Source organism: Rhizobium sp. BK538, assembly GCF_014197575.1.
In the GTDB taxonomy this organism is placed as follows: domain Bacteria; phylum Pseudomonadota; class Alphaproteobacteria; order Rhizobiales; family Rhizobiaceae; genus Rhizobium.
The window spans coordinates 44180-64640 of the sequence record NZ_JACIFT010000024.1 but is presented as its reverse complement, the minus strand read 5'-3'; the positions used below and the strand labels follow the sequence as shown (position 1 = coordinate 64640).

At 59.4% G+C, this 20461-nt stretch carries 19 protein-coding genes; 13 read left to right on the top strand and 6 right to left on the bottom strand.

Features of this window, described 5'->3' with window-relative positions; genetic code table 11:
- The first annotated feature begins 90 nt into the window (after positions 1–90).
- Positions 91–441 carry a hypothetical protein gene (locus tag FHX09_RS24785; protein WP_007790305.1) on the top strand — a complete coding sequence of 117 codons (351 nt, stop codon included), beginning with the start codon at positions 91–93 and terminating at the stop codon, positions 439–441.
- 106 nt (positions 442–547) lie between these two features.
- On the opposite strand, the gene FHX09_RS24780 is transcribed toward FHX09_RS24785, so the two are convergent.
- Entirely contained in the window at positions 548–829 is a 282-nt protein-coding gene (locus tag FHX09_RS24780) for a GNAT family N-acetyltransferase (RefSeq protein WP_184450782.1), read from the bottom strand.
- Between the two features lie 288 nt (positions 830–1117).
- Positions 1118–1393 (bottom strand): DUF1153 domain-containing protein, encoded by a 276-nt coding sequence (locus FHX09_RS24775; protein WP_007533628.1) that lies wholly within the window; start codon positions 1391–1393, stop codon positions 1118–1120.
- A 401-nt stretch (positions 1394–1794) separates the two neighbouring features.
- Between FHX09_RS24775 and FHX09_RS24770 the strand changes: the two genes are divergently transcribed.
- The gene (locus FHX09_RS24770; RefSeq protein WP_183722441.1) at positions 1795–2535 is read left to right on the top strand and encodes a LuxR family transcriptional regulator; all 741 of its coding nucleotides are present in this window, start codon (positions 1795–1797) and stop codon (positions 2533–2535) included.
- A gap of 54 nt (positions 2536–2589) precedes the next feature.
- Here the strand turns inward: FHX09_RS24770 and FHX09_RS30370 are convergent, their stop codons facing one another.
- Positions 2590–2715: a hypothetical protein gene (locus FHX09_RS30370; protein WP_281412178.1), complete on the bottom strand. Its 126-nt coding sequence runs from the start codon at positions 2713–2715 to the stop codon at positions 2590–2592.
- Between the two features lie 309 nt (positions 2716–3024).
- Positions 3025–3819 carry a 3'(2'),5'-bisphosphate nucleotidase CysQ gene (gene cysQ, locus FHX09_RS24765; protein ID WP_007790299.1) on the bottom strand — a complete coding sequence of 265 codons (795 nt, stop codon included), beginning with the start codon at positions 3817–3819 and terminating at the stop codon, positions 3025–3027.
- A gap of 448 nt (positions 3820–4267) precedes the next feature.
- On the opposite strand from cysQ, the gene FHX09_RS24760 reads away from it, so the two are divergent.
- The 7 genes from FHX09_RS24760 (at position 4268) to FHX09_RS24730 (ending at position 10893) form a co-directional block, all read left to right on the top strand.
- Complete coding sequence (locus tag FHX09_RS24760; RefSeq protein ID WP_007790298.1) at positions 4268–5170, top strand: branched-chain amino acid ABC transporter permease; 903 nt, start codon at positions 4268–4270, stop codon at positions 5168–5170.
- Positions 5171–5174: 4 nt separating this feature from the next.
- Positions 5175–6569 (top strand): high-affinity branched-chain amino acid ABC transporter permease LivM, encoded by a 1395-nt coding sequence (livM, locus tag FHX09_RS24755; RefSeq protein ID WP_132593437.1) that lies wholly within the window; start codon positions 5175–5177, stop codon positions 6567–6569.
- The gene (locus tag FHX09_RS24750) at positions 6569–7444 is read left to right on the top strand and encodes an ABC transporter ATP-binding protein (RefSeq protein ID WP_132593439.1); all 876 of its coding nucleotides are present in this window, start codon (positions 6569–6571) and stop codon (positions 7442–7444) included. Before livM ends, FHX09_RS24750 begins: the two co-directional genes overlap by 1 nt.
- Positions 7444–8172, top strand: coding sequence for an ABC transporter ATP-binding protein (locus FHX09_RS24745; RefSeq protein WP_007790295.1), 729 nt, complete (start codon positions 7444–7446; stop codon positions 8170–8172). The genes FHX09_RS24750 and FHX09_RS24745 overlap by 1 nt, the downstream gene beginning before the upstream one ends.
- 24 nt (positions 8173–8196) lie before the next feature.
- The gene (locus FHX09_RS24740; RefSeq protein WP_007790290.1) at positions 8197–8550 is read left to right on the top strand and encodes a DUF6867 family protein; all 354 of its coding nucleotides are present in this window, start codon (positions 8197–8199) and stop codon (positions 8548–8550) included.
- Between the two features lie 119 nt (positions 8551–8669).
- Positions 8670–9794, top strand: a complete 1125-nt coding sequence (locus FHX09_RS24735) for a branched-chain amino acid ABC transporter substrate-binding protein (protein ID WP_007790288.1) — start codon at positions 8670–8672, stop codon at positions 9792–9794.
- A gap of 127 nt (positions 9795–9921) precedes the next feature.
- Positions 9922–10893 carry a D-glycerate dehydrogenase gene (locus FHX09_RS24730; RefSeq protein WP_132593441.1) on the top strand — a complete coding sequence of 324 codons (972 nt, stop codon included), beginning with the start codon at positions 9922–9924 and terminating at the stop codon, positions 10891–10893.
- A 30-nt stretch (positions 10894–10923) separates the two neighbouring features.
- Here the strand turns inward: FHX09_RS24730 and FHX09_RS24725 are convergent, their stop codons facing one another.
- Both FHX09_RS24725 and FHX09_RS24720 read right to left on the bottom strand, forming a co-directional pair.
- Positions 10924–11835, bottom strand: a complete 912-nt coding sequence (locus FHX09_RS24725) for a response regulator (RefSeq protein WP_007790282.1) — start codon at positions 11833–11835, stop codon at positions 10924–10926.
- Positions 11828–15214 (bottom strand): ATP-binding protein, encoded by a 3387-nt coding sequence (locus FHX09_RS24720; protein ID WP_132593443.1) that lies wholly within the window; start codon positions 15212–15214, stop codon positions 11828–11830. The genes FHX09_RS24725 and FHX09_RS24720 overlap by 8 nt, the downstream gene beginning before the upstream one ends.
- Before the next feature lie 216 nt (positions 15215–15430).
- On the opposite strand from FHX09_RS24720, the gene urtA reads away from it, so the two are divergent.
- The 4 genes from urtA to urtD all read left to right on the top strand — a co-directional run bounded on the left by urtA (position 15431) and on the right by urtD (position 20460).
- Positions 15431–16723, top strand: coding sequence for an urea ABC transporter substrate-binding protein (urtA, locus tag FHX09_RS24715; RefSeq protein ID WP_007790278.1), 1293 nt, complete (start codon positions 15431–15433; stop codon positions 16721–16723).
- Between the two features lie 195 nt (positions 16724–16918).
- The gene (gene urtB / locus FHX09_RS24710) at positions 16919–18538 is read left to right on the top strand and encodes an urea ABC transporter permease subunit UrtB (protein ID WP_007790276.1); all 1620 of its coding nucleotides are present in this window, start codon (positions 16919–16921) and stop codon (positions 18536–18538) included.
- The gene (urtC, locus tag FHX09_RS24705; RefSeq protein WP_132593445.1) at positions 18535–19698 is read left to right on the top strand and encodes an urea ABC transporter permease subunit UrtC; all 1164 of its coding nucleotides are present in this window, start codon (positions 18535–18537) and stop codon (positions 19696–19698) included. Before urtB ends, urtC begins: the two co-directional genes overlap by 4 nt.
- 6 nt (positions 19699–19704) lie before the next feature.
- Positions 19705–20460 (top strand): urea ABC transporter ATP-binding protein UrtD, encoded by a 756-nt coding sequence (urtD, locus tag FHX09_RS24700; RefSeq protein WP_132593447.1) that lies wholly within the window; start codon positions 19705–19707, stop codon positions 20458–20460.
- Position 20461: the final 1 nt, after the last annotated feature.

The window sequence follows — 20461 nt, the reverse complement described above, 5'->3', positions numbered from 1 at the left end:
CGACGGAAATTTTTTTGGCAGGCCGCGTGAAAGCGGCTCGCAAGGGCGGTTTAAGTGGAACAGGGGTCTCGCATCACTGGAGTAATGCGTATGAAGTCGCGTGAGAGCCTAGTCCGCCTGAAGGAGTTTCAGGTGAACGAAAAACGTCGCCAACTGCAGCAATTGCAGATGATGATGTCCGAATTTGAGCGGATGACGAAAGATCTGGAGAGCCAGATCGTCGTCGAAGAAAAGAAGTCCGGCATTTCCGACCCGAATCACTTCGCCTATCCGACGTTCGCGAAGGCAGCTCGCCAACGCGCGGATAATCTTCAGGTCTCGATCAAGGAACTGAAGATGCAGGAAGAGTCGCTGGAACAGGCGCTCGAAGAGATGCAGGCGGAATACGCACGTGCAGCCGCGCTGGAAGAGCGCGACGGCGCAGTCCGGGCAAGAGCCTAGGGGCAGGAAACGGGCGCCGTTTGGCGCTTGGGCATCGCCTCGGAAAAAAGCCATGCATGATGGGCTGTCGCGTCCGTCATACATGGCTTTTGGCGTTGTGTGGCTGCTAACCGTTGACGACGTCGCGCCACTCCTCGTGGCGTTGTGATTGCGCCTTGAAGAACGGGCATAGCGGGAAGATCTTCCATCCCCCCTTGCGTGCTTCCTCCACCGCATGCAGAGCAAGTGCCTGACCAACGCCTTTGCCGCGCAGCGCATCGGGAACGCCGGTGTGGTCAATAATGACGAGCTTCGGCGAGGTGCGGGAGTAGGTCATTTCGGCCCGGTGGCCTTCCACCTCTGCAACATAGCGGCCGCCGGAGGGGTTCTCTTCGTTCTTGATGTCCATTGCCATTCCTCATCAACATTTCGCTGTCGGTGGAAATTGGCATGTCATCTGGGCCGCGCCAAGCCGGCCGATGAGGACACAGTGTTCGATGAGACGAGGTGGGGAGGTTGCCTCACCGATCGAGTTCCTGCCGAGTGGTCAATGGGGCGGAACTCGCGGTGAAACTTGTGGCAGCTGGCGGAAGTAGGGCATCTACTGGCTGCGTCAACGACTTCGGGCCGTTTGTCTATCCCCCTCAGGAAATGCAAGCGGCCCGAAATGAAGAATTCGTTGCCCAGGAAGGGCTTGTCAGTGGCGATACTGCTGGATGCGCGTGGTGCGCAAACCGGCAAGGCCGTGGCTGTTGATGGAAGACTGCCAGGACAGAAACTCTTCAACAGTCAGCGTGTAACGCTCGCAGGCTTCTTCCAAGCTCAACAGGCCACCACGAACTGCCGCTACAACCTCTGCTTTGCGGCGGATAACCCAGCGCCTTGTATTCGGCGGCGGCAAATCCGCAATCGTCAGCGGGCTGCCATCGGGGCCGATGACATATTTTACTCGGGGACGTATCATTTCGGTCATTGGACTCTCTACACAACTCAAGACCACGGCAGCCACTCTAGCTTGTCACATTTAAGAATTGCCTAAGCGCATCGTAACACTTTGATAAGAAATTTAGGCGTCGGCTTTCCAAGAAGCGATTTGCGCCCACGCAGCCTTGCCCAACGTAAATCTGTGGTGAGCGCATAGGTGCCATGCGTAATGGTCGGTGGGCAATTGATAATGGCCAATTTATAAGCGCCGCAACATAGTTGTGAGCGCAAGAATTCGTCTCCGTTCTTACTGTAGTGTCCGGAATGACTAAGGCTGTTTGCTTCGTATCCTTTTGATACGGAGTCTTTTGCTTTTCCCGGACGCCGCGCGGCCCCTTTTGGGTCGGAAGATAAGGGCGTGAGCGGAGTTGGCCGCCGAGGGACAAGAAAATGAAGAGACAAGAACGCGCCGTCCGGGACGGCGCGGAGGATACTGTTTTTTTACAGATCGCGTCTGGGCAGAAAATGTCAACAGAACGCTTCAACGATTGCGTCGCTGAAATGGCAAGGGTGGCGGGGTTCAACCACTACTTGCTGGCTGAATTTCCACGTGGAGACCGCAGCAGCTTTGCCAGCAATCATCTTGTCAGCAACTGGCCACAAGAGCTCATCGATTTCTATGAGGAGGCTGACCTCTTCTATTGCTGCAGGCTTCTCGCCGCCCTCAAGAAGACGGCGATGCCGATCTTCTGCGACAAGGCGCCGTTCGAGAGTGCGGCGGCAAATCAGGAAAACCAGCGGCTGACGACACGCTTCAGAGGCCATGGCCTGAAGAACACGTTTGCGTTCGCGCTGCATGACATGCACTTGCGGCAGTACATATTCGCGTTCTCGGGTGATCGCGTGCGCCTCGCGCGTGCGGAAGCGATGGAGCAGGTTTTTCGAGGGATGGAATTCCTGGAGTTATACGGACAGCAGAAGCCTCCGGAGCAACCGACGGAAAGCCTAAGCAGCCGGGAAGTCGAATGCCTGCGCTGGTCGGCCGCGGGAAAGAGCAGCGAAGAGATCGCGATTATTCTTGATCTCTCCGCGCATACGGTCGTCGGATACTTGAAGAGCGCCATGCGAAAGCTCGATTCGGTCAATCGCATGCAGGCAATTGCCCGCGCATTCCGCTATCGACTGCTTTAGGCGTCCATCGAAAGTTCGGTCTTTGTGGTTCCGAACTCATATTGCGGGCTGCCCTCATGCCCGAGTGCCGCCAGTCCCCTCATTCAGCGACGCCAGCGTGCTGGCCGTATGGCGTACCGCACCGGCCGAGGCAGGGCCGGCAGCGGCTGCAAGTACCGTCGTACCGTTTGCGTCTACCACTGCAGCGTGTCCGGGGGAGGATAGTGTGCTTGCTGTCAGCAGTAGGAAGCAAAGACCGGTCTCTTAGATCAGCAGGCGGTGGCCGACGCCGCCGGCCGACCATGCAGTCTGAAAAAGCAGGGTTCCAGTTTCCGCCGTGGCAGACTTGTTCACCTTCAATTGGTGCGCATGGCCTGAATGAGAAAAGAGACTTGTGTCCGAAGCAACTTGTCAGGCGGTTGACGGTATCCGGCGGCGTATTGACGCCGATCATGGGAAGGGAATTGTCGTCATCGGGCGATATCGCACGCCACTCGCCGTTCGACGGGGCTATGCCCGCTGCAACGCGGATTTGGCACTGCCCCAGGAAATGAAGTTCGGGTTGGCGAAGTCGCTGTCATGCGCCTGTGAGATCTTCCCGTAGGTCAACGGCAGCCCGTCCAGCGTCAGGGTCGAGCCGCCCGCAGCGCGCAGCACGGCATCGCCGGCCGCCGTATCCCACTCCATCGTGCGCGTGAAGCGCGGATAGACGTCGGCCCGACCTTCGGCCAGCATGCAGAATTTCAGTGAAGAGCCGATGTTGGTGCATCGCGATATTGCGTTTGCCGCAAGAAAGACGTCCGTCTCGGGGCTGTTGTGCGATCTACTTGCCAACGCCGTCCGGTCGGTCGGTTGCGAGCGCACCTGGATGGCCGTCCGCTGACTCACTTGAAAATGGTCATCGACAAGGAGCTTTTCGGCCTTGTCGTTTTCGCCAACAAAGGCGACGCCGAGGGCAGGAGCATAGACAATCCCGGCGAGAGGGCGTCGGTCGCTGATGTAGGCGATATTCACGGTGAATTCGGGCCGCTTGTCGATAAATTCCCGAGTGCCGTCCAGCGGGTCTACAAGAAAGAATGATCTGCCGATCACAGGTATGTTGCCAGCTGCCACCGATTCTTCTGCAATGATTGGCGTGTTGGGGAAGGCTGCTTCAAGATGTCCGATGATGATGCGCTCGGCCCGCTCGTCCGCGATGGTGACCGGGCTGTTGTCTGCCTTCCTGGCCGTCGGGCATCCCTCCAGGTAAACCTGCATGATTGCCTTGCCCGCTTCCAGAGCGGCGCGCTCAAATGTTTCGAGCATTGCTCGCCTTCCGGATGTCACATGTCGCGCCTCGGTAAAGCGCCTTACCTTATATAGGCAATTCTTCCGGCCATGGGAATCGTATCCTGCGCAAGTCCGCTGTTCCTGTCCTGGTACGGGCACGGATCACATGCAAAGCAATTGCTTCCGGGGCGGAAATTCCCAGCGGCGTGTACAGCCTGCGGCGCCTGATCGCGGGGGGAGTTTTGGGGCATCTGTGTCGTTTGCAGTCAAAAAGCGCTTTATTGGGCTCCGTGTGCCAAAAAAAGTGAATTCTTGATCGTAAAAAAGTCATTTTCACCAAAACGGCAAAGAACTTTGGGGCTTTGCGATTTTGCGCTTCCCTTTTGGTTTGAAAGCGGTATGAAATCCTTAATCAAGGGCTCGCTAAGGGCTCTAATAACAAGAGATGCTGGCTGAACCGGCTCGCATCCAGGGGAAATGACATATGGAATATTTTGTCCAGCAGCTCGTTAATGGGCTGACTCTTGGATCCATCTATGGCCTTGTGGCTATTGGCTATACGATGGTTTACGGCATTATCGGCATGATCAACTTCGCCCATGGCGATATCTTCATGCTTGGCGGTTTTGCCGGCCTTATTGTCTTTCTTGTCCTCACTTCCATGTTCGCAGGCCTTCCGGTTGCGGTTCTGCTCCTGGTTATGCTGCTCATTGCGATGCTGATGACAAGTTTGTGGAACTGGACGATCGAGCGCGTTGCCTATCGTCCGCTGCGCGGATCCTTCCGCCTCGCGCCGCTGATCACCGCGATCGGCATGTCGATCACGCTGTCGAACTTCATTCAGGTCACGCAAGGTCCGCGCAACAAGCCGATCCCGCCGCTGGTCAGCAGCGTTTACAATATCGCCGGCATCTCCGTTTCGCTGAAGCAGATCGTCATCATCGTGATCACGGCGGTGCTGCTGACGCTGTTTTGGTACCTCGTCAACCATACGTCCCTCGGACGCGCTCAGCGTGCAACCGAACAGGATCGTAAGATGGCGGCGTTGCTGGGCGTCAATGTCGATCAGACGATTTCCGTTACCTTCATCATGGGTGCGGCGCTCGCTGCGGTCGCAGGCACGATGTATCTGATGTATTATGGTGTCGTGAACTTCAACGACGGCTTCGTACCCGGTGTGAAGGCGTTCACCGCGGCTGTTCTTGGCGGCATCGGCTCCTTGCCGGGCGCTGTTCTCGGCGGACTGATGATCGGTCTCATCGAGTCGCTGTGGTCGGCTTACTTCACCATCGCGTACAAGGATGTGGCGACATTCGCCATCCTCGCTTTCGTGCTGATCTTCAAGCCGACAGGTATCCTGGGCCGGCCGGAAGTCGAGAAGGTTTAACGTCATGGAAAATGCTGTACGTTCCGCTGACAAGTCCGCAAACGCTGGACTTGTTCAGAAGGGTATTAAAGAAGCTCTGTTCGCGGCTCTCATCTCGTTCGGCATGTTCGTGCTCTACGTCGGCCTGAAGACCGACCAGAACATCAGCAACGAACTGATCATCGTCCAGCGCTGGGGCCTCCTTGCCATCTTCGTGGCGATTGCTGCCGTCGGTCGCTTCCTGACGGTCGTCTTCGTCAGGCCGCATCTCGATGCGCGCAAGTTGGCGAAGGCGCGTCGTGGCGAGCTTGATATCTCAACCGAAAAGGGCTTTTTCCACACGCATTTCTTGAAGATCGCGCTCATCGCGCTGTTGCTCTATCCGGCGTTTATCTATGCCGTCGCCGGTCCACAGGGCTCGCTGAAGTGGGTGGATAACTTTGGTATCCAGATCCTGATCTATGTGATGCTGGCCTGGGGACTGAACATCGTCGTCGGTCTCGCTGGCCTGCTCGATCTCGGCTACGTCGCCTTCTACGCGATCGGGGCGTATTCTTACGCGCTTCTATCCAGCTATTTCGGCCTGTCGTTCTGGGTGCTGCTGCCTCTGTCCGGTATTCTGGCCGCGCTGTGGGGTGTCATTCTGGGCTTCCCGGTTCTGCGACTGCGTGGTGACTATCTCGCGATCGTAACGCTGGCCTTCGGTGAAATCATTCGCCTGGTGATCATCAACTGGACGGATCTCACCAAGGGAACGTTCGGTATATCGGGCATTCCGAAGGCGACGCTTTTCGGCATTCCGTTCGATGCGAGCGCGGGCGGCTTTGCCAAGCTCTTCGGCCTGCCGATGTCATCGGCCTACTACAAGATCTTCCTTTTCTACCTGATCCTGGCCCTTTGCATGCTGACCGCCTATGTGACGATCCGCCTGCGCCGGATGCCGATCGGCCGTGCGTGGGAGGCCATGCGCGAAGACGAAATCGCCTGCCGCTCGCTCGGGATCAATACGGTGACGACGAAACTCACTGCCTTTGCGACGGGAGCCATGTTCGGTGGTTTCGCCGGCTCGTTCTTTGCGGCTCGTCAGGGCTTTGTTTCCCCCGAATCGTTCGTCTTCCTGGAATCGGCGGTTATTCTCGCCATCGTCGTTCTCGGCGGCATGGGCTCGCTGACGGGTATCGCGATTGCCGCAATCGTCATGGTCGGCGGCACGGAACTGCTGCGTGAGATGGCCTTCCTGAAGATGATTTTCGGACCGGACTTCACGCCTGAGCTCTACCGCATGCTGCTGTTCGGTCTGGCAATGGTCGTCGTGATGCTGATCAAGCCGCGCGGCTTCGTGGGGTCGCGTGAACCGACAGCCTTCCTTAAGGAGCGCAAGGCAGTTTCCGGCAGCTTTACCAAGGAGGGCCATGGTTGATGAGCCCTCAGGGAACAAACATGACCAGCGATACTTTGCTCAAGGTCGAGCACCTGTCGATGAAGTTCGGCGGCCTGATGGCAATCAACGACTTCTCGTTCGAAGCCAAGCGGGGCGACATTACCGCGCTGATCGGCCCCAACGGTGCCGGCAAGACCACCGTGTTCAACTGCATCACTGGCTTCTACAAGCCGACGATGGGGATGATCACGCTGAAGCAGAAGGACGGCAAGGAGTTTCTGCTGGAACGCCTTGCGGACTTCCGGATCACCAAGGATGCAAGGGTCGCCCGCACGTTCCAGAACATCCGGTTGTTCTCCGGCCTGACGGTTCTCGAAAACCTGCTCGTCGCCCAGCACAACAAGCTGATGAAGGCGTCCGGGTTTACCGTGATGGGTCTGGTGGGCATCGGGCCGTATCGGGCTGAGGCGAAGAACGCCATCGAACTGGCGCGCCACTGGCTTGAGAAGGCCGATCTCGTCGATCGCGCCGATGATCCGGCTGGCGATCTGCCCTACGGCGCTCAGCGCCGGCTCGAGATCGCGCGCGCCATGTGCACCGAACCGGAGCTTCTGTGCCTCGATGAGCCCGCCGCTGGCCTCAATCCGCGCGAGTCGGCTGCGCTGAACGCGCTGCTGCGCAGCATTCGTACTGACAGCGGCACGTCGATCCTGCTGATTGAGCACGACATGTCGGTGGTCATGGAAATTTCCGACCATGTCGTCGTGCTGGAATACGGTCAGAAGATTTCCGACGGCACGCCTGATGAAGTGAAGCACGACCCGCGGGTTATCGCAGCCTATCTCGGTGTCGAGGACGAGGAAGTGGAAGAAGTGATTGCAGCCGTAGAGAACCTCGAAGGAGGCTCGCACTGATGACTGGTCAGCTACTTCTGAAAGTTCAGGGCGTTGAAACCTATTACGGCAACATCCGGGCCTTGGCCGGAATCGATGTCGAGGTCCATCGTGGCGAGATCGTCAGCCTGATCGGCGCCAATGGCGCCGGGAAATCGACGCTGATGATGACGATCTGCGGAAGCCCGCAGGCGCGCAACGGCTCGGTGGTCTTCGATGGCCGCGACATCACGCGTCTACCGACACATGAGATCGCACGGCTGCGCATTGCGCAGTCGCCGGAAGGACGTCGTATTTTCCCGCGCATGACCGTCATGGAGAATCTCCAGATGGGTGCCGGCCTCGACAACCTGAAATACTTCAGCGAGGACGTCGAGAAGGTCTTCGCGATGTTCCCGCGCCTCAAGGAGCGCCAGGCCCAGCGCGGTGGCACACTTTCGGGCGGCGAGCAGCAGATGCTTTCGATCGGCCGCGCGCTGATGGCGCGTCCGAAGCTGCTGCTGCTGGACGAGCCGTCGCTTGGTCTTGCGCCGCTGATCGTCAAGGGCATTTTCGAGGCGATCAAGAAGTTGAACAAGGAAGAAGGGCTGACCGTCTTCCTCGTGGAGCAGAATGCCTTCGCAGCACTGCGCTTGTCGGACCGTGCCTATGTCATGGTCAACGGCAAGGTCACGATGAGCGGTTCCGGTGCGGAGCTGCTCGCCAATCCGGAAGTGCGTGCCGCCTATCTCGAAGGCGGACGGCATTGAGCATGACGAAGGGGAGACTTTGATATGCAGGGACTTTTCTTTGAAGGCGATACGGGCGTGCGCAGCGCCATTCGGCTTTTTGTCGTGCTGATTGGATTCTGGACGGCGTGGCGGGCCGGCAGAGCCGCGGCCGAGAGCTGGAGCGGCTATCCGCTGGTGATCGTCTATACGGTTCTGCTCGCCGGCGCGATGCAATTCCTGCATCACGCGCTGTTTAATGGACCAGTTCTCAGTCTCTTTTACTATGTGATCGACCTGGTCCTGCTTCTGATCTTCTCAACGGCCGGCTATCGCTATCGCCGGACCAACCAGATGGTCAACAACTACTACTGGCTATACGAAAAGACGTCCCCCTTCTCCTGGAAGGCAAAACATTGACAGCCGGTTGAATCTAGGGACAGATTGCCCCTCGGAGTAGAACAAGTTTCCTGGCGCAGTAAGGTGGGTAATGCGCTGGGTAGTGGAACGGAACCCGCTAGAAAATTGGGAGTAACAAAATGAAAAAGTCTCTCCTGTCGGCTGTAGCTCTGACGGCGATGGTCGCCTTCAGCGGCAACGCATGGGCCGACATCATCGTTGGCGTTGCTGGTCCGCTGACCGGCCCGAACGCTGCGTTCGGCGCTCAGCTCCAGAAGGGCGCAGAGCAGGCGGCCGCTGACATCAACGCGGCTGGCGGCATCAACGGCGAGCAGGTCAAGATCGTGCTCGGCGACGACGTCTCCGACCCGAAGCAGGGCATCTCGGTTGCGAACAAGTTCGCTGCTGACGGCGTCAAGTTCGTTATCGGCCACTTCAACTCGGGCGTTTCGATCCCGGCTTCCGAAGTCTACGCTGAAAACGGTATCCTCGAAATCACCCCGGCCGCTACGAACCCGAAGTTCACCGAGCGCGGTCTCTGGAACACGTTCCGTACTTGCGGCCGTGACGACCAGCAGGGCGCAATTGCCGGCAAGTATCTCGCCGACCACTTCAAGGACGCCAAGATCGCAGTCGTCCACGACAAGACGCCTTACGGCCAGGGTCTCGCTGACGAAACCAAGAAGTCTCTGAACGCTGCTGGCGTTACCGAAGCCATCTATGAAGGCATTAACGTTGGTGACAAGGATTTCTCGGCCCTGATCGCCAAGATGAAGGAAGCCGGCGTTTCGATCATCTATTGGGGTGGTCTCCACACCGAAGCTGGTTTGATCATCCGCCAGGCAGCCGACCAGGGCCTCAAGGCCACCCTGGTGTCCGGTGACGGTATCGTTTCGAACGAACTGGCATCGATTGCTGGCGACGCAGTCGCCGGTACGCTGAACACCTTCGGTCCCGATCCGACGCTGAACCCGGCCAACAAGGACCTCGTTGCGAAGTTCAAGGCCGCTGGCTTCAACCCGGAAGCTTACACGCTCTACTCCTATGCCGCGCTGCAGTCGATCGCTGGCGGTGCCAAGGCTGCCGGTTCGACGGACTCAGAAGCCGTTGCCGCTGCAATGAAGGCAAAGGGCCCGTTCCCGACCGTTCTCGGCGATATGTCCTTCGACGAAAAGGGCGACCCGAAGCTTCCCGGCTACATCATGTACGAGTGGAAGAAGGGTCCGGACGGCAAGTACAGCTACTTCCCGCAGGACGCCAAGTAAGGGGTCAGACCCACTTTGGTGCGGTTTCAGGAAGCCCGGTCGCAAGACCGGGCTTCTTCCGTTTGGCCCCTCGGTCTTTTTGCGCTACTGGCTAGAAAGCCAATCACAGCATCCGGAAGAAGTCACCATGTCCAAGCCACGCATTCTGGTCACGCGCCGCTGGCCCGCAGCGGTCGAACGCATTCTCTTTGACCGTTTTGATACAACGCTGAATCTGGATGACGTCGCCATGAGCGGGCAGGCGTTGAGCGAAGCGCTGGCAGAGTACGATGCGGTTCTGCCTACTGTCTCCGACCGATTGCCGGCGGCTGTCTTCGACGGTGCGATGCCGCGTGCGCGCATACTCGGCAATTTCGGGGTCGGCTACAATCATATCGACACCAACGCAGCCAAGGATCGCGGGATCGTGGTGACAAACACGCCCGGCGTGCTGACGGACTGCACGGCTGACATCGCCATGCTGTTGCTGCTGACGGTCGCCCGGCGGGGTGGTGAGGGCGAGCGGCAGGTGCGTTCCGGTGAGTGGGCCGGTTGGTGCCCGACACACATGATCGGAACGAAGGTCACCGGCAAAACGGTCGGCATTATCGGCTTCGGACGTATCGGCAAGGCGTTCGCACAGCGCTGTCATTTCGGTTTCGGCATGGACGTGGTCTTCTACAACAGGTCACCAGTCGATCCTGCTGAAGCAGCGCGCCACGGCGCGCGGCAATTGCAAACGGTCGAGGACGTATTGGCGCTATCCGATTTCGTTTCCCTGCATTGCCCCGGCGGCGCGGAAAACCGGCACCTGATGAATGCTGCGCGGCTTGCGACGATGAAGCCGGGCGCGTTCCTGATCAATACGGCGCGTGGCGATGTCGTCGATGAGGCCGCGTTGATTGCGGCTCTGCAGGACGGTGTCATCCGCGGTGCGGGGCTCGACGTCTACGCGGCCGAGCCAAACGTGCCTGATGCGCTAAGAGCCATGGAGAATGTCGTTCTACTGCCTCATCTCGGGAGCGCAACGGAGGAAACCCGTACGGCGATGGGGATGAAGGTGGTGGATAACGTAACCGCCTTCTTCGAGGGAAGGTCGCCGCCGGATCGCGTTGTTTGAGCTGTCGGCTCGATCTGCCGGATGGTGGGATCAGGTCTCGTGCAGGACATGAGCGGCCTTGACGGCGGCGGAGGCGCGGTTTTCGACGCCGAGCTTCACATAGATCTGTTCGAGATGCTTGTTTACGGTGCGCGCCGACAGGCCGAGAATCTCGCCGATATCGCGGTTGGCCTTGCCCTTCGCAATCCACAACAACACTTCGGATTCTCTCTGTGTTAGCGAGAAATGCCGGCGCAGCACCTCGTCATCGGCGCGCGCATTGTTTGCCGTCAGGCGAAACAGATATTCGTCAGCACCGATCGCGCCCAAAAAGGCAAGCTGAAGCACCTCCTTGCCGGCATGCGAAAGCGAGATCGCGCCGTCGCGAGCTGAGGCCGGGCGGGTTTTCATCCACTCGGCAATCTTAGTGACCACCGTGTCCATGGCGTCGTCTCTGTCCATTGCAGCGTTGACGAGGCGTGTTGCCTGTGGCGTCGACCAGTGAATGTCGCCGTCGCCCTTGACCGCAAGCAAATGCCGGCCGGCAGCGTCCAGCGCAACGCGCGCGCTCTGTGTCGAACGTGCGTTGCGCAGGTGGACACCGATCCGCGCTCGCAGCTCGTCGATATTGATCGGCTTCGTCAGGTAGTCGACGCCTCCGGATTCAAGAGCGCGAACGACATGCTCGGTTTCCGTCAGACCGGTCATGAAGATGACCGGTATCTGGCTGATTGCCGGGTTCGATTTGAGTTTCCTGCAAGTCTCAAAGCCGTCCATAGATGGCATGACCGCATCCAGGAGAATGAGGTCTGGGGTAATGCGCTCCACAATATTCAGCGCAGCCGAGCCCGATGTGGCGATCAGTACGGAGAAGCCGGACTGCTCCAGAGCATCGGTCAGGAACCCCAATGCTTCCGGCGAGTCATCCACCAGCAAAACGATATCGCGCGGGAGCTCAGCCAAGGGTTTCTACCTTCTCATCAAAACGGTGGAGGAAGTTCATGAGGCCATTCAGATCGAATGAGGCCGCATAGGAACGAAGCTCCTCTGTAAATGGCTGATTTGCCTCATCCTTGGCAAGGTCGGTGAGCTTTGCTTCGATGCCTCTGATGTAGCCGATCTCGGCGAGCCGCAACAATTCCTGGACGTGTGCAGGCCCCGGGCTGACCAACGGTTGTTCGCGCTTGACAGCGGGTGGCTGGACGTCCTCCGCATAGAGCCATTTCAAGCCGAGATGGAGCGCAAGCTTGTCCCGCAGCTGCCTGATGTCGACGGGTTTTCCGATCGCATCGTCGTGGCTGTCGTCACTGTCGCGGTGAGCTGCAGCGTCGCCGATATTGGCGGACAGCATGACGATCGGAGCGGTTTGTCCATTGGCACGCAGGCGAGAAACGAGTTGCCAGCCATTCATGCCGGGCATCGAGATGTCGACGAGGAACAGATCGGGCTGAATGCCTTCGATCAAGGTTAGGCAGTCCGCCCCGCTCGCCGCCGTCAGGACGATGAAATCAAGTGGGGCAAGCACCTCGCGCATCATTTCGCGGTGATCCTCGTTATCGTCCACGACGACGATCGTGCGTCGAGGGCCGTTGTAACTGACGATCTTTTTTTCCTGCGGCGGGACGACCATTTCGCGAAGGACCGCTGAAAGCATGAGCCGAACCCGGAACACGGTTCCATGATCCTTCTCGCTGCTCACCGAGATTTCGCCGCCGAGCGTGTTGGTCAGCAGTTGCGTGATTGTCAGGCCAAGACCGAGGCCTGGCATCGGCCGGATGCTGTCGGCTTCTCCACGCTGGAACGGCTCGTAGATGCGGGTCAGATCCTTCTCGGCGATGCCGCGCCCGGTGTCGGTGACGGTGAAGGTCGCGACTTGGCTGCGATAGCCGACGTCGAAGGTGACGCTGCCTTCGTCCGTGAACTTGATGGCATTGGAAAGCAGGTTGACCAGAATCTGGCGCAGCCGCTTTTCGTCGGTGCGCACGAAATGGGGCAGGGCGGGCGAGCGGTCGTGATGGAAGGTCAGTCCCTTGGCTTGCGCCTGCGGGCGGAACATGTCGACGACCTGATCCAGGAAATCCTGGATGTTGATCTCATTGGAATAGACCTGCAGACGCCCGGCTTCGATCTTGGAAATATCGAGGAGGCCATCGATGAGGCCGGACAGATGTTCCGCGCTGCGGCGGATGACCTTGATCGAGGACTGGCGTGGAGCCGGGATCGTTTCGTCGCGCTCGAGAATCTGCGCGTAGCCGAGCACCGCGTTCAGGGGCGTGCGCAGTTCATGACTGAGACCGACCACATAGCGGCTCTTGGCCCGGTTGGCCGCCTCCGCCGTCTCCTTTGCGGTCTGCAAGGCGGCGTCAGTCTTCTTGTGGGCAGCGATTTCCTTCAACAGCAGCGTGTTTTGGCGGGACGACTCCTCTTCGGCTACCACGCGGCTGTCGTGCGCCAGGACATAGAACCAGCAGACGACGCCCGCAATCACGGCAAAGACGAAGAAGACGACGAGGATCGTTCCGTTGACGACCTCGGCGGTCTCCGGGGACGCTGAGGAAACCTGATGGGCGATCATCGCGAGGATGACGCCGACGGCCGTCAGCGCCAGCACGACGGCAATGCCGTAGCGACCGAGGCGGGTGGTCAGCTTCTCGACCACGGTTTCCGGCAGCACTGCCTTGGCGACCGTGCCGATCTGCGCGTTGAAGTGCGCCTTCGGCTTGCACATATCGTGGCAGCGGCTGTCGAGCGAACAGCAGAGCGAGCAGATCGGCGCCGCATAGGCCGGGCACCAGGCCATGTCTTCCGGCTCGAAGGGATGCTCGCAGACGGAGCAGGTGATGTTGGTGAGGTTCTTCCAGCTGTGGCGCGGCTTGCGGGCCAGATAGAACTGGCCTCTTGTCCCCCAGGCAATCAAGGGCGAAGCGATCAGCGCGACGACAAGTGTGATGTAGGGCGCCAGCGATGCGGCGATGGAGCCGAACACACCGAAATGCGCGATTAGCGCAATGCTAGCCGACAGCGTCATTGCGCCGAGGCCAACCGGGTTGATGTCGTAGAGGTGGGCGCGCTTGAATTCGATGCCGGCAGGGGCCAGGCCGAGCGGTTTGTTGATGAAGAGATCGGCCGAGATCGTGCAGAGCCAGGCCATGGCGATGATCGAGAAGATGCCGAGCGTTTCCTCGAGCAGCTTGTAGATGCCGAGTTCCATCAGCAGAAGGGCGATCGCGACGTTGAAGACGAGCCAGATGACGCGACCGGGATGGCTATGCGTGAGGCGGGAGAAGAAGTTCGACCAGGCGAGCGACCCCGCATAGGCGTTCATCACATTGATCTTCAACTGCGAGACCACCACGAAGGCCGCCATCAGCAAAAGCGCGGCATTGTGCCAGGGGATCATGTAACCGAAGGCCGTCAGGTACATCTGGGCCGGATCGGCGGCACGATCGACCGGCACGCCCGAAGCGAAGGTGAGTACGACGAGGAAGGAGCCCGCTAGCAGCTTCGGCGCCCCGATAATCACCCAGCCGGGACCGGCCAGAAACACCGCGAGCCGGTGGCGCCAGTTGCGCTGCTTTTCCGGCGGCAGAAAGCGCAGGAAGTCGGCCTGTTCGCCGATCTGCGACATCAGCGCCAGGATGACGGCCGAGGCGGCACCGAACTCGACGAGATCGAACGGTGCTACGGTGCCCGGCGGCCCGGAAGCATGGCGGATACCGGCAAAGGCACGCCAGAGATCGAACTTCTCCCAATCCATCACGGCGATGAAGAGGAAGGGCAAAATGTTGAGGACGATCCAGAAAGGCTGAGTAAGCAATTGGAACCGGCTGATCAGTCGGACGCCGTGCGTGACCAGCGGAATGACCATGACGGCGCTGATGATGTAACCGATCCATAACGGGATTCCGAGCGTCAGCTCCAGCGCGCCGGACATGATCGATGCCTCGATCGCAAACAGCATGAAGGTGAAGCTGGCATAGATCAGGGATGTGACCGTCGAGCCGATATAGCCGAAGCTTGCGCCGCGGGTGAGCAGATCGATATCGACGCCGTGGCGGATCGCATAGCGGCTGATCGGCAGGCCGATGGCGAGCATGGCGATGCTAGCGACGACAATGGCGAAAAAGGCGTTGGTCGTACCGTAAGAAAGGGTGATCGCACCGCCGATCGCTTCCAGCGCCAGGAAAGAGATGGCGCCGATCGCCGTCTGCGAGATGCGCTGCGACGAGAACTGCCGGGCGCTCTTTGCGGTAAAGCGCAGCGCGTAGTCTTCCAGCGTCTGGTTCGCCACCCAGCGATTGTATTCGCGCCTGACCGGAATGATGCGTTGCCGCGCTGCCATGCCTTGGTGCCAGCCCCTTTGTTCCCCTTGTCATGCGTTCGTAACACGGAACGACACGAGGCTTAAGAGTGCGGTGCAGCGCAAAACTGCACATTTCGCCCCGTCCACTACGTCATATTACGTATACGCTTTCGCAGTGCAGCACCGGATAGTCCCTTAAGCAACAGTTAACTGCCGTTTCGGCCTGTTGTCCAACAAGAAGAGGGGATCAACCAGATGAATCTCAAGTCCTATATCACGGGCGCCGCACTCGGCGCCGTCCTGTCGGCCACGGCCGCTTTCCATGGAGCCGTTGCGGCTGACGACACCATCAAGGTCGGCGTTCTGCATTCGCTGTCCGGCACGATGGCGATCTCCGAAACGACGCTGAAGGACGCCATGCTGATGCTCATCGACGAGCAGAACAAGAAGGGCGGCCTTCTCGGCAAGAAGCTCGAAGCTGTCGTCGTCGACCCGGCTTCCGACTGGCCGCTGTTTGCCGAAAAGGCACGCGAACTGATCGAAAAGGACAAGGTTGCGGCCGTCTTCGGTTGCTGGACGTCCTCGTCGCGCAAGTCGGTTCTGCCTGTATTCGAAGAGCTCAACTCGATCCTCTTCTACCCAGTCCAGTATGAAGGCGAAGAGTCTTCGCGCAACATATTCTACACGGGTGCTGCTCCGAACCAGCAGGCGATCCCTGCGGTCGACTACCTGATGGAAAAGGAAGGCGTTAAGCGCTTCGTTCTCGAAGGCACCGACTACGTCTATCCGCGCACGACGAACAAGATTCTGGAAGCCTATCTCGAATCCAAGGGTATTCCGAAGGAAGACATCATCATCAACTACACGCCGTTCGGCTTCTCCGATTGGCAGACGGAAGTGAAGAAGATCAAGGAATTCGGTTCCGCTGGCAAGAAGACGGCTGTGGTCTCGACCATCAACGGTGACGCGAACGTTCCGTTCTACAAGGAACTCGGCAACCAGGGCATCAAGGCAACCGATATCCCGGTCGTCGCCTTCTCGGTCGGTGAAGAAGAGCTTGCCGGTCTCGACACCAAGCCGCTTGTCGGCCACCTCGCTGCTTGGAACTACTTCGAGTCGGTCGAAAGCCCGGCCAACAAGAAGTTTATCAAGCAGTGGCACGAGTTCACCAAGAACGACAAGCGCGTGACGAACGACCCGATGGAAGCCGCCTATATCGGCTTCAACGCCTGGGTTAAGGCTGTTCAGGCTGCCGGCACGACCGACACGGATAAGGTTCTCGACACGATCATCGGCACCACCGTTCCGAACCTGTCGGGCGGGTATGCGACCGTTATGCCGAACCACCACATCACGAAGCCGGTGCTGATCGGCGAAATCCAGGGCGACGGCCAGTTCGAAATCGTTCAGCAGACCCCGGCGGTCGTCGGCGACGAATGGTCCGACTACCTGCCCGACTCCAAGGACCTGATCTCCGATTGGCGCAAGCCAATGAACTGCGGCAACTTCAATGTTGCCTCGGGCAAGTGCGGCGGCAAGGGCTCCTGAGTGCGTTCCACCCCGTCACTCTGACGCCTGAAGACTTCCGCCCGGTCTCTCCTGTCCGGGCGGAAGGTCCATCTCCGAAGCGCAGCCTTGATGCTTCGGACGGCGCCGGTTCCACGGTTAGGATCGATGCCGATTTGAAGGCTTAATTTTCTCGCTTGCGCCGGAAGGCCAACGATAACCGAGGCAACAAAGCCGATGTATCGCGCCATCAAGATTTTGCTTTTGACCCTATGCCTGGCAGTGCCGGCTTTTGCGACTGCGCTCAAAGCGCAGGAAGATATTCATCCGCTTATCGATGCGCTTGGCGTCGGCGATTTCCCTGAGCGCGAAGCCGCGATCAAGGCACTGGTCGCCTCCAAGGACCCGCGTGTCGGTGAGATTCTGCAGCTGCTGAGCGACGGCCAGCTTTACGTGAATTCCGAGACCGGCGGCCCTGTGCTGGTGCAGGGCGGCGCAGAGGATGAGCCGACCTACGCCGACCCGATTTCCGGTGAGGTCGTCTCCGACGTCGATCCGGATTATATGTCCAAGGTCAAGATCAACAATTCGTTGCGCACGGTGATTGCCACCGCTACGAGCCAGCTGACGCTGCTGAGCCCGGATCGCGGCGCGCGGCTTGCGGCGGCTCAGGGATTGCTCAAGGACGCCGATCCAGCAAACCTTGATCTTCTCACCTCGGCGCTGGCCGAAGAGAAGGACGCCGAAGTTAGGAATGCGATGGAAGCGGCGCGCGCCGTTATGGTGGCGAAGAGCGACGTCAGCGCCGAAGAGAAAAAGGCTGCGATCGATACGGTCGCGGCGCGCGGTGGGCGCGATGCGCTGACCATCCTGAATTCGGCGATGGCAACCGCGCCTGACGAACTGAAGGGCGCCATCCAGACCCATATCAATGCGATCAACCGCAGCCTCGCCCTTTGGGATGTCGGGCAGAATGTATGGTACGGGTTGTCGCTCGGGTCGGTGTTGCTGCTCGCGGCGATCGGCCTTGCCATCACCTTCGGCGTCATGGGCGTCATCAACATGGCGCACGGCGAAATGGTGATGATCGGTGCCTACACGACCTACGTCGTGCAGGAGTACATCAGCTCCGCATTTCCGCAACTTGGAAACTACTCGCTGGCCTTCTCCGTTCCCGCGGCCTTCCTCTTCACTGGCTTCGTCGGCCTCGTCATCGAGCGCGTCGTCATCCGCTATCTCTACGGCCGCCCGCTCGAAACGCTGCTCGCCACCTGGGGCGTGTCGCTGATCCTGCAGCAGGCGGTGCGGACAATCTTCGGCCCGACCAACCGCGAGGTGCGCAATCCGAGCTGGATGTCCGGCGCATTCGAACTGGGCGGTCTCTCGATCACCTGGAATCGTCTCTGGATCATCGTCTTCTCGATGGTGGTGTTCTTTGCGCTGCTTGTTCTCTTGAAGCGCTCGGCATTCGGATTGCAGATGCGCGCGGTTACTCAGAACCGCCGCATGGCGTCGTCGATGGGCATCCGTACCGGTTGGGTCGACGCATTTACCTTTGCGCTGGGTTCCGGCATTGCCGGCATCGCGGGCGTCGCACTCTCGCAGATCGACAACGTGTCGCCGAACCTCGGCCAGAGCTACATCATCGACAGCTTCATGGTCGTGGTCTTCGGCGGAGTCGGCAATCTCTGGGGCACGCTTGTCGGTGCCCTGTCGCTCGGCGTCCTCAACAAGTTCCTCGAGCCCTTCGCTGGCGCCGTGCTCGGCAAGATCCTGGTGCTCGTTCTCATCATTCTCTTCATCCAGAAGCGTCCGCGCGGGCTCTTCGCACTTAAAGGAAGGGCGGTGGAAGCATGATTACGGCCTTCCTGCTCCGGTCTCTCGACCGCAAGATCATCGCTGCGATCGTCATTCTGCTCGCGGTCGCCGTGCTGGTGCCCGTGCTCAACCTGATGACCGCACCGACCAACCGCCTGCATATCCCGACCTACATCATGGCGCTGTTTGGCAAATACCTGACCTATGCGCTGCTGGCACTGGCGCTCGACCTGGTCTGGGGCTTCTGCGGAATCCTCTCGCTTGGGCACGGTGCTTTCTTCGCGCTCGGCGGCTATGCGATGGGCATGTATCTGATGCGGCAGATCGGCTCGCGCGGCGTCTACGGTGACCCTGTTCTGCCCGATTTCATGGTGTTCCTGAACTGGAAGGAACTGCCTTGGTTCTGGTACGGCTTCGACAAGTTCTGGTTCGCAGCGCTGATGGTTCTGCTGGTGCCCGGCCTGCTTGCCTTCGTCTTCGGTTGGTTTGCGTTCCGCTCGCGCGTCAACGGTGTCTATCTCTCGATCATTACGCAGGCGATGACCTACGCGCTGCTGCTTGCCTTCTTCCGCAACGACATGGGCTTCGGCGGCAACAACGGCATGACCGACTTCAAGGAGATTGTCGGTTACAGCGTGCAGGCCGATGGCACGCGCGCAGCGCTCTTTGCTGCGACCGCCATCTTGCTGGCGTTGTCGCTCTTGATCGCCTCCGCCATCGTGCGCTCGAAGTTTGGCAAGGTGCTTGTCGGCGTACGCGATGCGGAAAGCCGTACGCGCTTTCTCGGCTACCGCGTCGAACACTTCAAGCTCTTCACCTTCGTCGTCTCGGCGATGATGGCCGGCATCGCCGGGGCGCTCTATGTGCCGCAGGTCGGGATTATCAACCCTGGCGAATTTGCTCCTGCCAACTCGATCGAGGTTGTCATCTGGACGGCGGTCGGTGGACGTTCGACGCTGATTGGCCCGATCATTGGCGCCATTCTCGTCAACGGCGGCAAAACCATCTTTACCGGCCTGTTTCCGGAATTCTGGCTGTTCGCGCTTGGCGGTCTCTTCGTGCTCGTCACGCTGTTCCTGCCGAAGGGCATCGTCGGCACGATCGGCCAGTATCTGTCACGCCGCAAGCCGAATATGGAGGCCACACCGCCCGCGCTTCAGGAAGAGGGCGTCGACGCAAAAATCCAGCCGGCGGAGTGAGCGATCATGATCCCTGATGTCAAACCAAACAGCGTTCTCTATCTCAACAACGTCTCGGTTTCCTTCGACGGCTTCAAGGCGCTGAATTCGCTCTCGATCGTCATCGAACCCGGCGAACTGCGCGCCATCATCGGCCCGAACGGCGCCGGCAAGACGACGATGATGGACATCATCACCGGCAAGACCCGACCGGACGAAGGCGAAGTGTACTTCAACGGCGACGTGGACCTGACGAAGAGAGACGAGGCCGACATCGCCCAGCTCGGGATCGGCCGCAAGTTTCAGAAGCCGACGGTCTTCGAAAGCCACACGGTATGGGACAATCTGGAACTGGCGCTGAACCGCAAGCGCGGCGTCTTTGCGACGCTGTTCTATCGGCTCTCCGCCGACGACAAGGCACGTATCGAGGAGATCCTTGAAACGGTGCGGCTGACGCATCGGCGTGACGAGCTGGCTGCCAATCTCTCGCACGGCCAGAAGCAGTGGCTGGAGATCGGCATGCTTCTGGCGCAGGAGCCGAAGCTGCTCCTGGTCGACGAGCCGGTCGCCGGCATGACGGACGCCGAGACAACGGAAACCGCGATCCTGCTCAAGGAGATTGCCAAGACGCGCTCGGTGGTCGTCGTCGAGCACGACATGGGCTTCATTCGCGAACTGGGCGTCAAGGTGACCTGCCTTGCGGAAGGTTCTGTGCTGGCCGAAGGGTCGATCGATTTCGTAAGCTCCGATCCGAAGGTGATCGAGAATTATCTGGGGCGGTGAG

Coding starts and splice junctions, on each gene's coding strand:
- FHX09_RS24785 (WP_007790305.1), top strand. CDS start 91: ATGAAGTCGCGTGAGAGCCTAGTCCGCCTGAAGGAGTTTCAGGTGAAC.
- FHX09_RS24760 (WP_007790298.1), top strand. CDS start 4,268: ATGGAATATTTTGTCCAGCAGCTCGTTAATGGGCTGACTCTTGGATCC.
- FHX09_RS24745 (WP_007790295.1), top strand. CDS start 7,444: ATGACTGGTCAGCTACTTCTGAAAGTTCAGGGCGTTGAAACCTATTAC.
- urtC (WP_132593445.1), top strand. CDS start 18,535: ATGATTACGGCCTTCCTGCTCCGGTCTCTCGACCGCAAGATCATCGCT.
- FHX09_RS24750 (WP_132593439.1), top strand. CDS start 6,569: ATGAGCCCTCAGGGAACAAACATGACCAGCGATACTTTGCTCAAGGTC.
- FHX09_RS24730 (WP_132593441.1), top strand. CDS start 9,922: ATGTCCAAGCCACGCATTCTGGTCACGCGCCGCTGGCCCGCAGCGGTC.
- livM (WP_132593437.1), top strand. CDS start 5,175: ATGGAAAATGCTGTACGTTCCGCTGACAAGTCCGCAAACGCTGGACTT.
- cysQ (WP_007790299.1), bottom strand. CDS start 3,819: ATGCTCGAAACATTTGAGCGCGCCGCTCTGGAAGCGGGCAAGGCAATC.
- FHX09_RS24740 (WP_007790290.1), top strand. CDS start 8,197: ATGCAGGGACTTTTCTTTGAAGGCGATACGGGCGTGCGCAGCGCCATT.
- FHX09_RS24720 (WP_132593443.1), bottom strand. CDS start 15,214: ATGGCAGCGCGGCAACGCATCATTCCGGTCAGGCGCGAATACAATCGC.
- FHX09_RS24780 (WP_184450782.1), bottom strand. CDS start 829: ATGGACATCAAGAACGAAGAGAACCCCTCCGGCGGCCGCTATGTTGCA.
- FHX09_RS24770 (WP_183722441.1), top strand. CDS start 1,795: ATGAAGAGACAAGAACGCGCCGTCCGGGACGGCGCGGAGGATACTGTT.
- urtA (WP_007790278.1), top strand. CDS start 15,431: ATGAATCTCAAGTCCTATATCACGGGCGCCGCACTCGGCGCCGTCCTG.
- FHX09_RS24775 (WP_007533628.1), bottom strand. CDS start 1,393: ATGACCGAAATGATACGTCCCCGAGTAAAATATGTCATCGGCCCCGAT.
- urtD (WP_132593447.1), top strand. CDS start 19,705: ATGATCCCTGATGTCAAACCAAACAGCGTTCTCTATCTCAACAACGTC.
- FHX09_RS24735 (WP_007790288.1), top strand. CDS start 8,670: ATGAAAAAGTCTCTCCTGTCGGCTGTAGCTCTGACGGCGATGGTCGCC.
- urtB (WP_007790276.1), top strand. CDS start 16,919: ATGTATCGCGCCATCAAGATTTTGCTTTTGACCCTATGCCTGGCAGTG.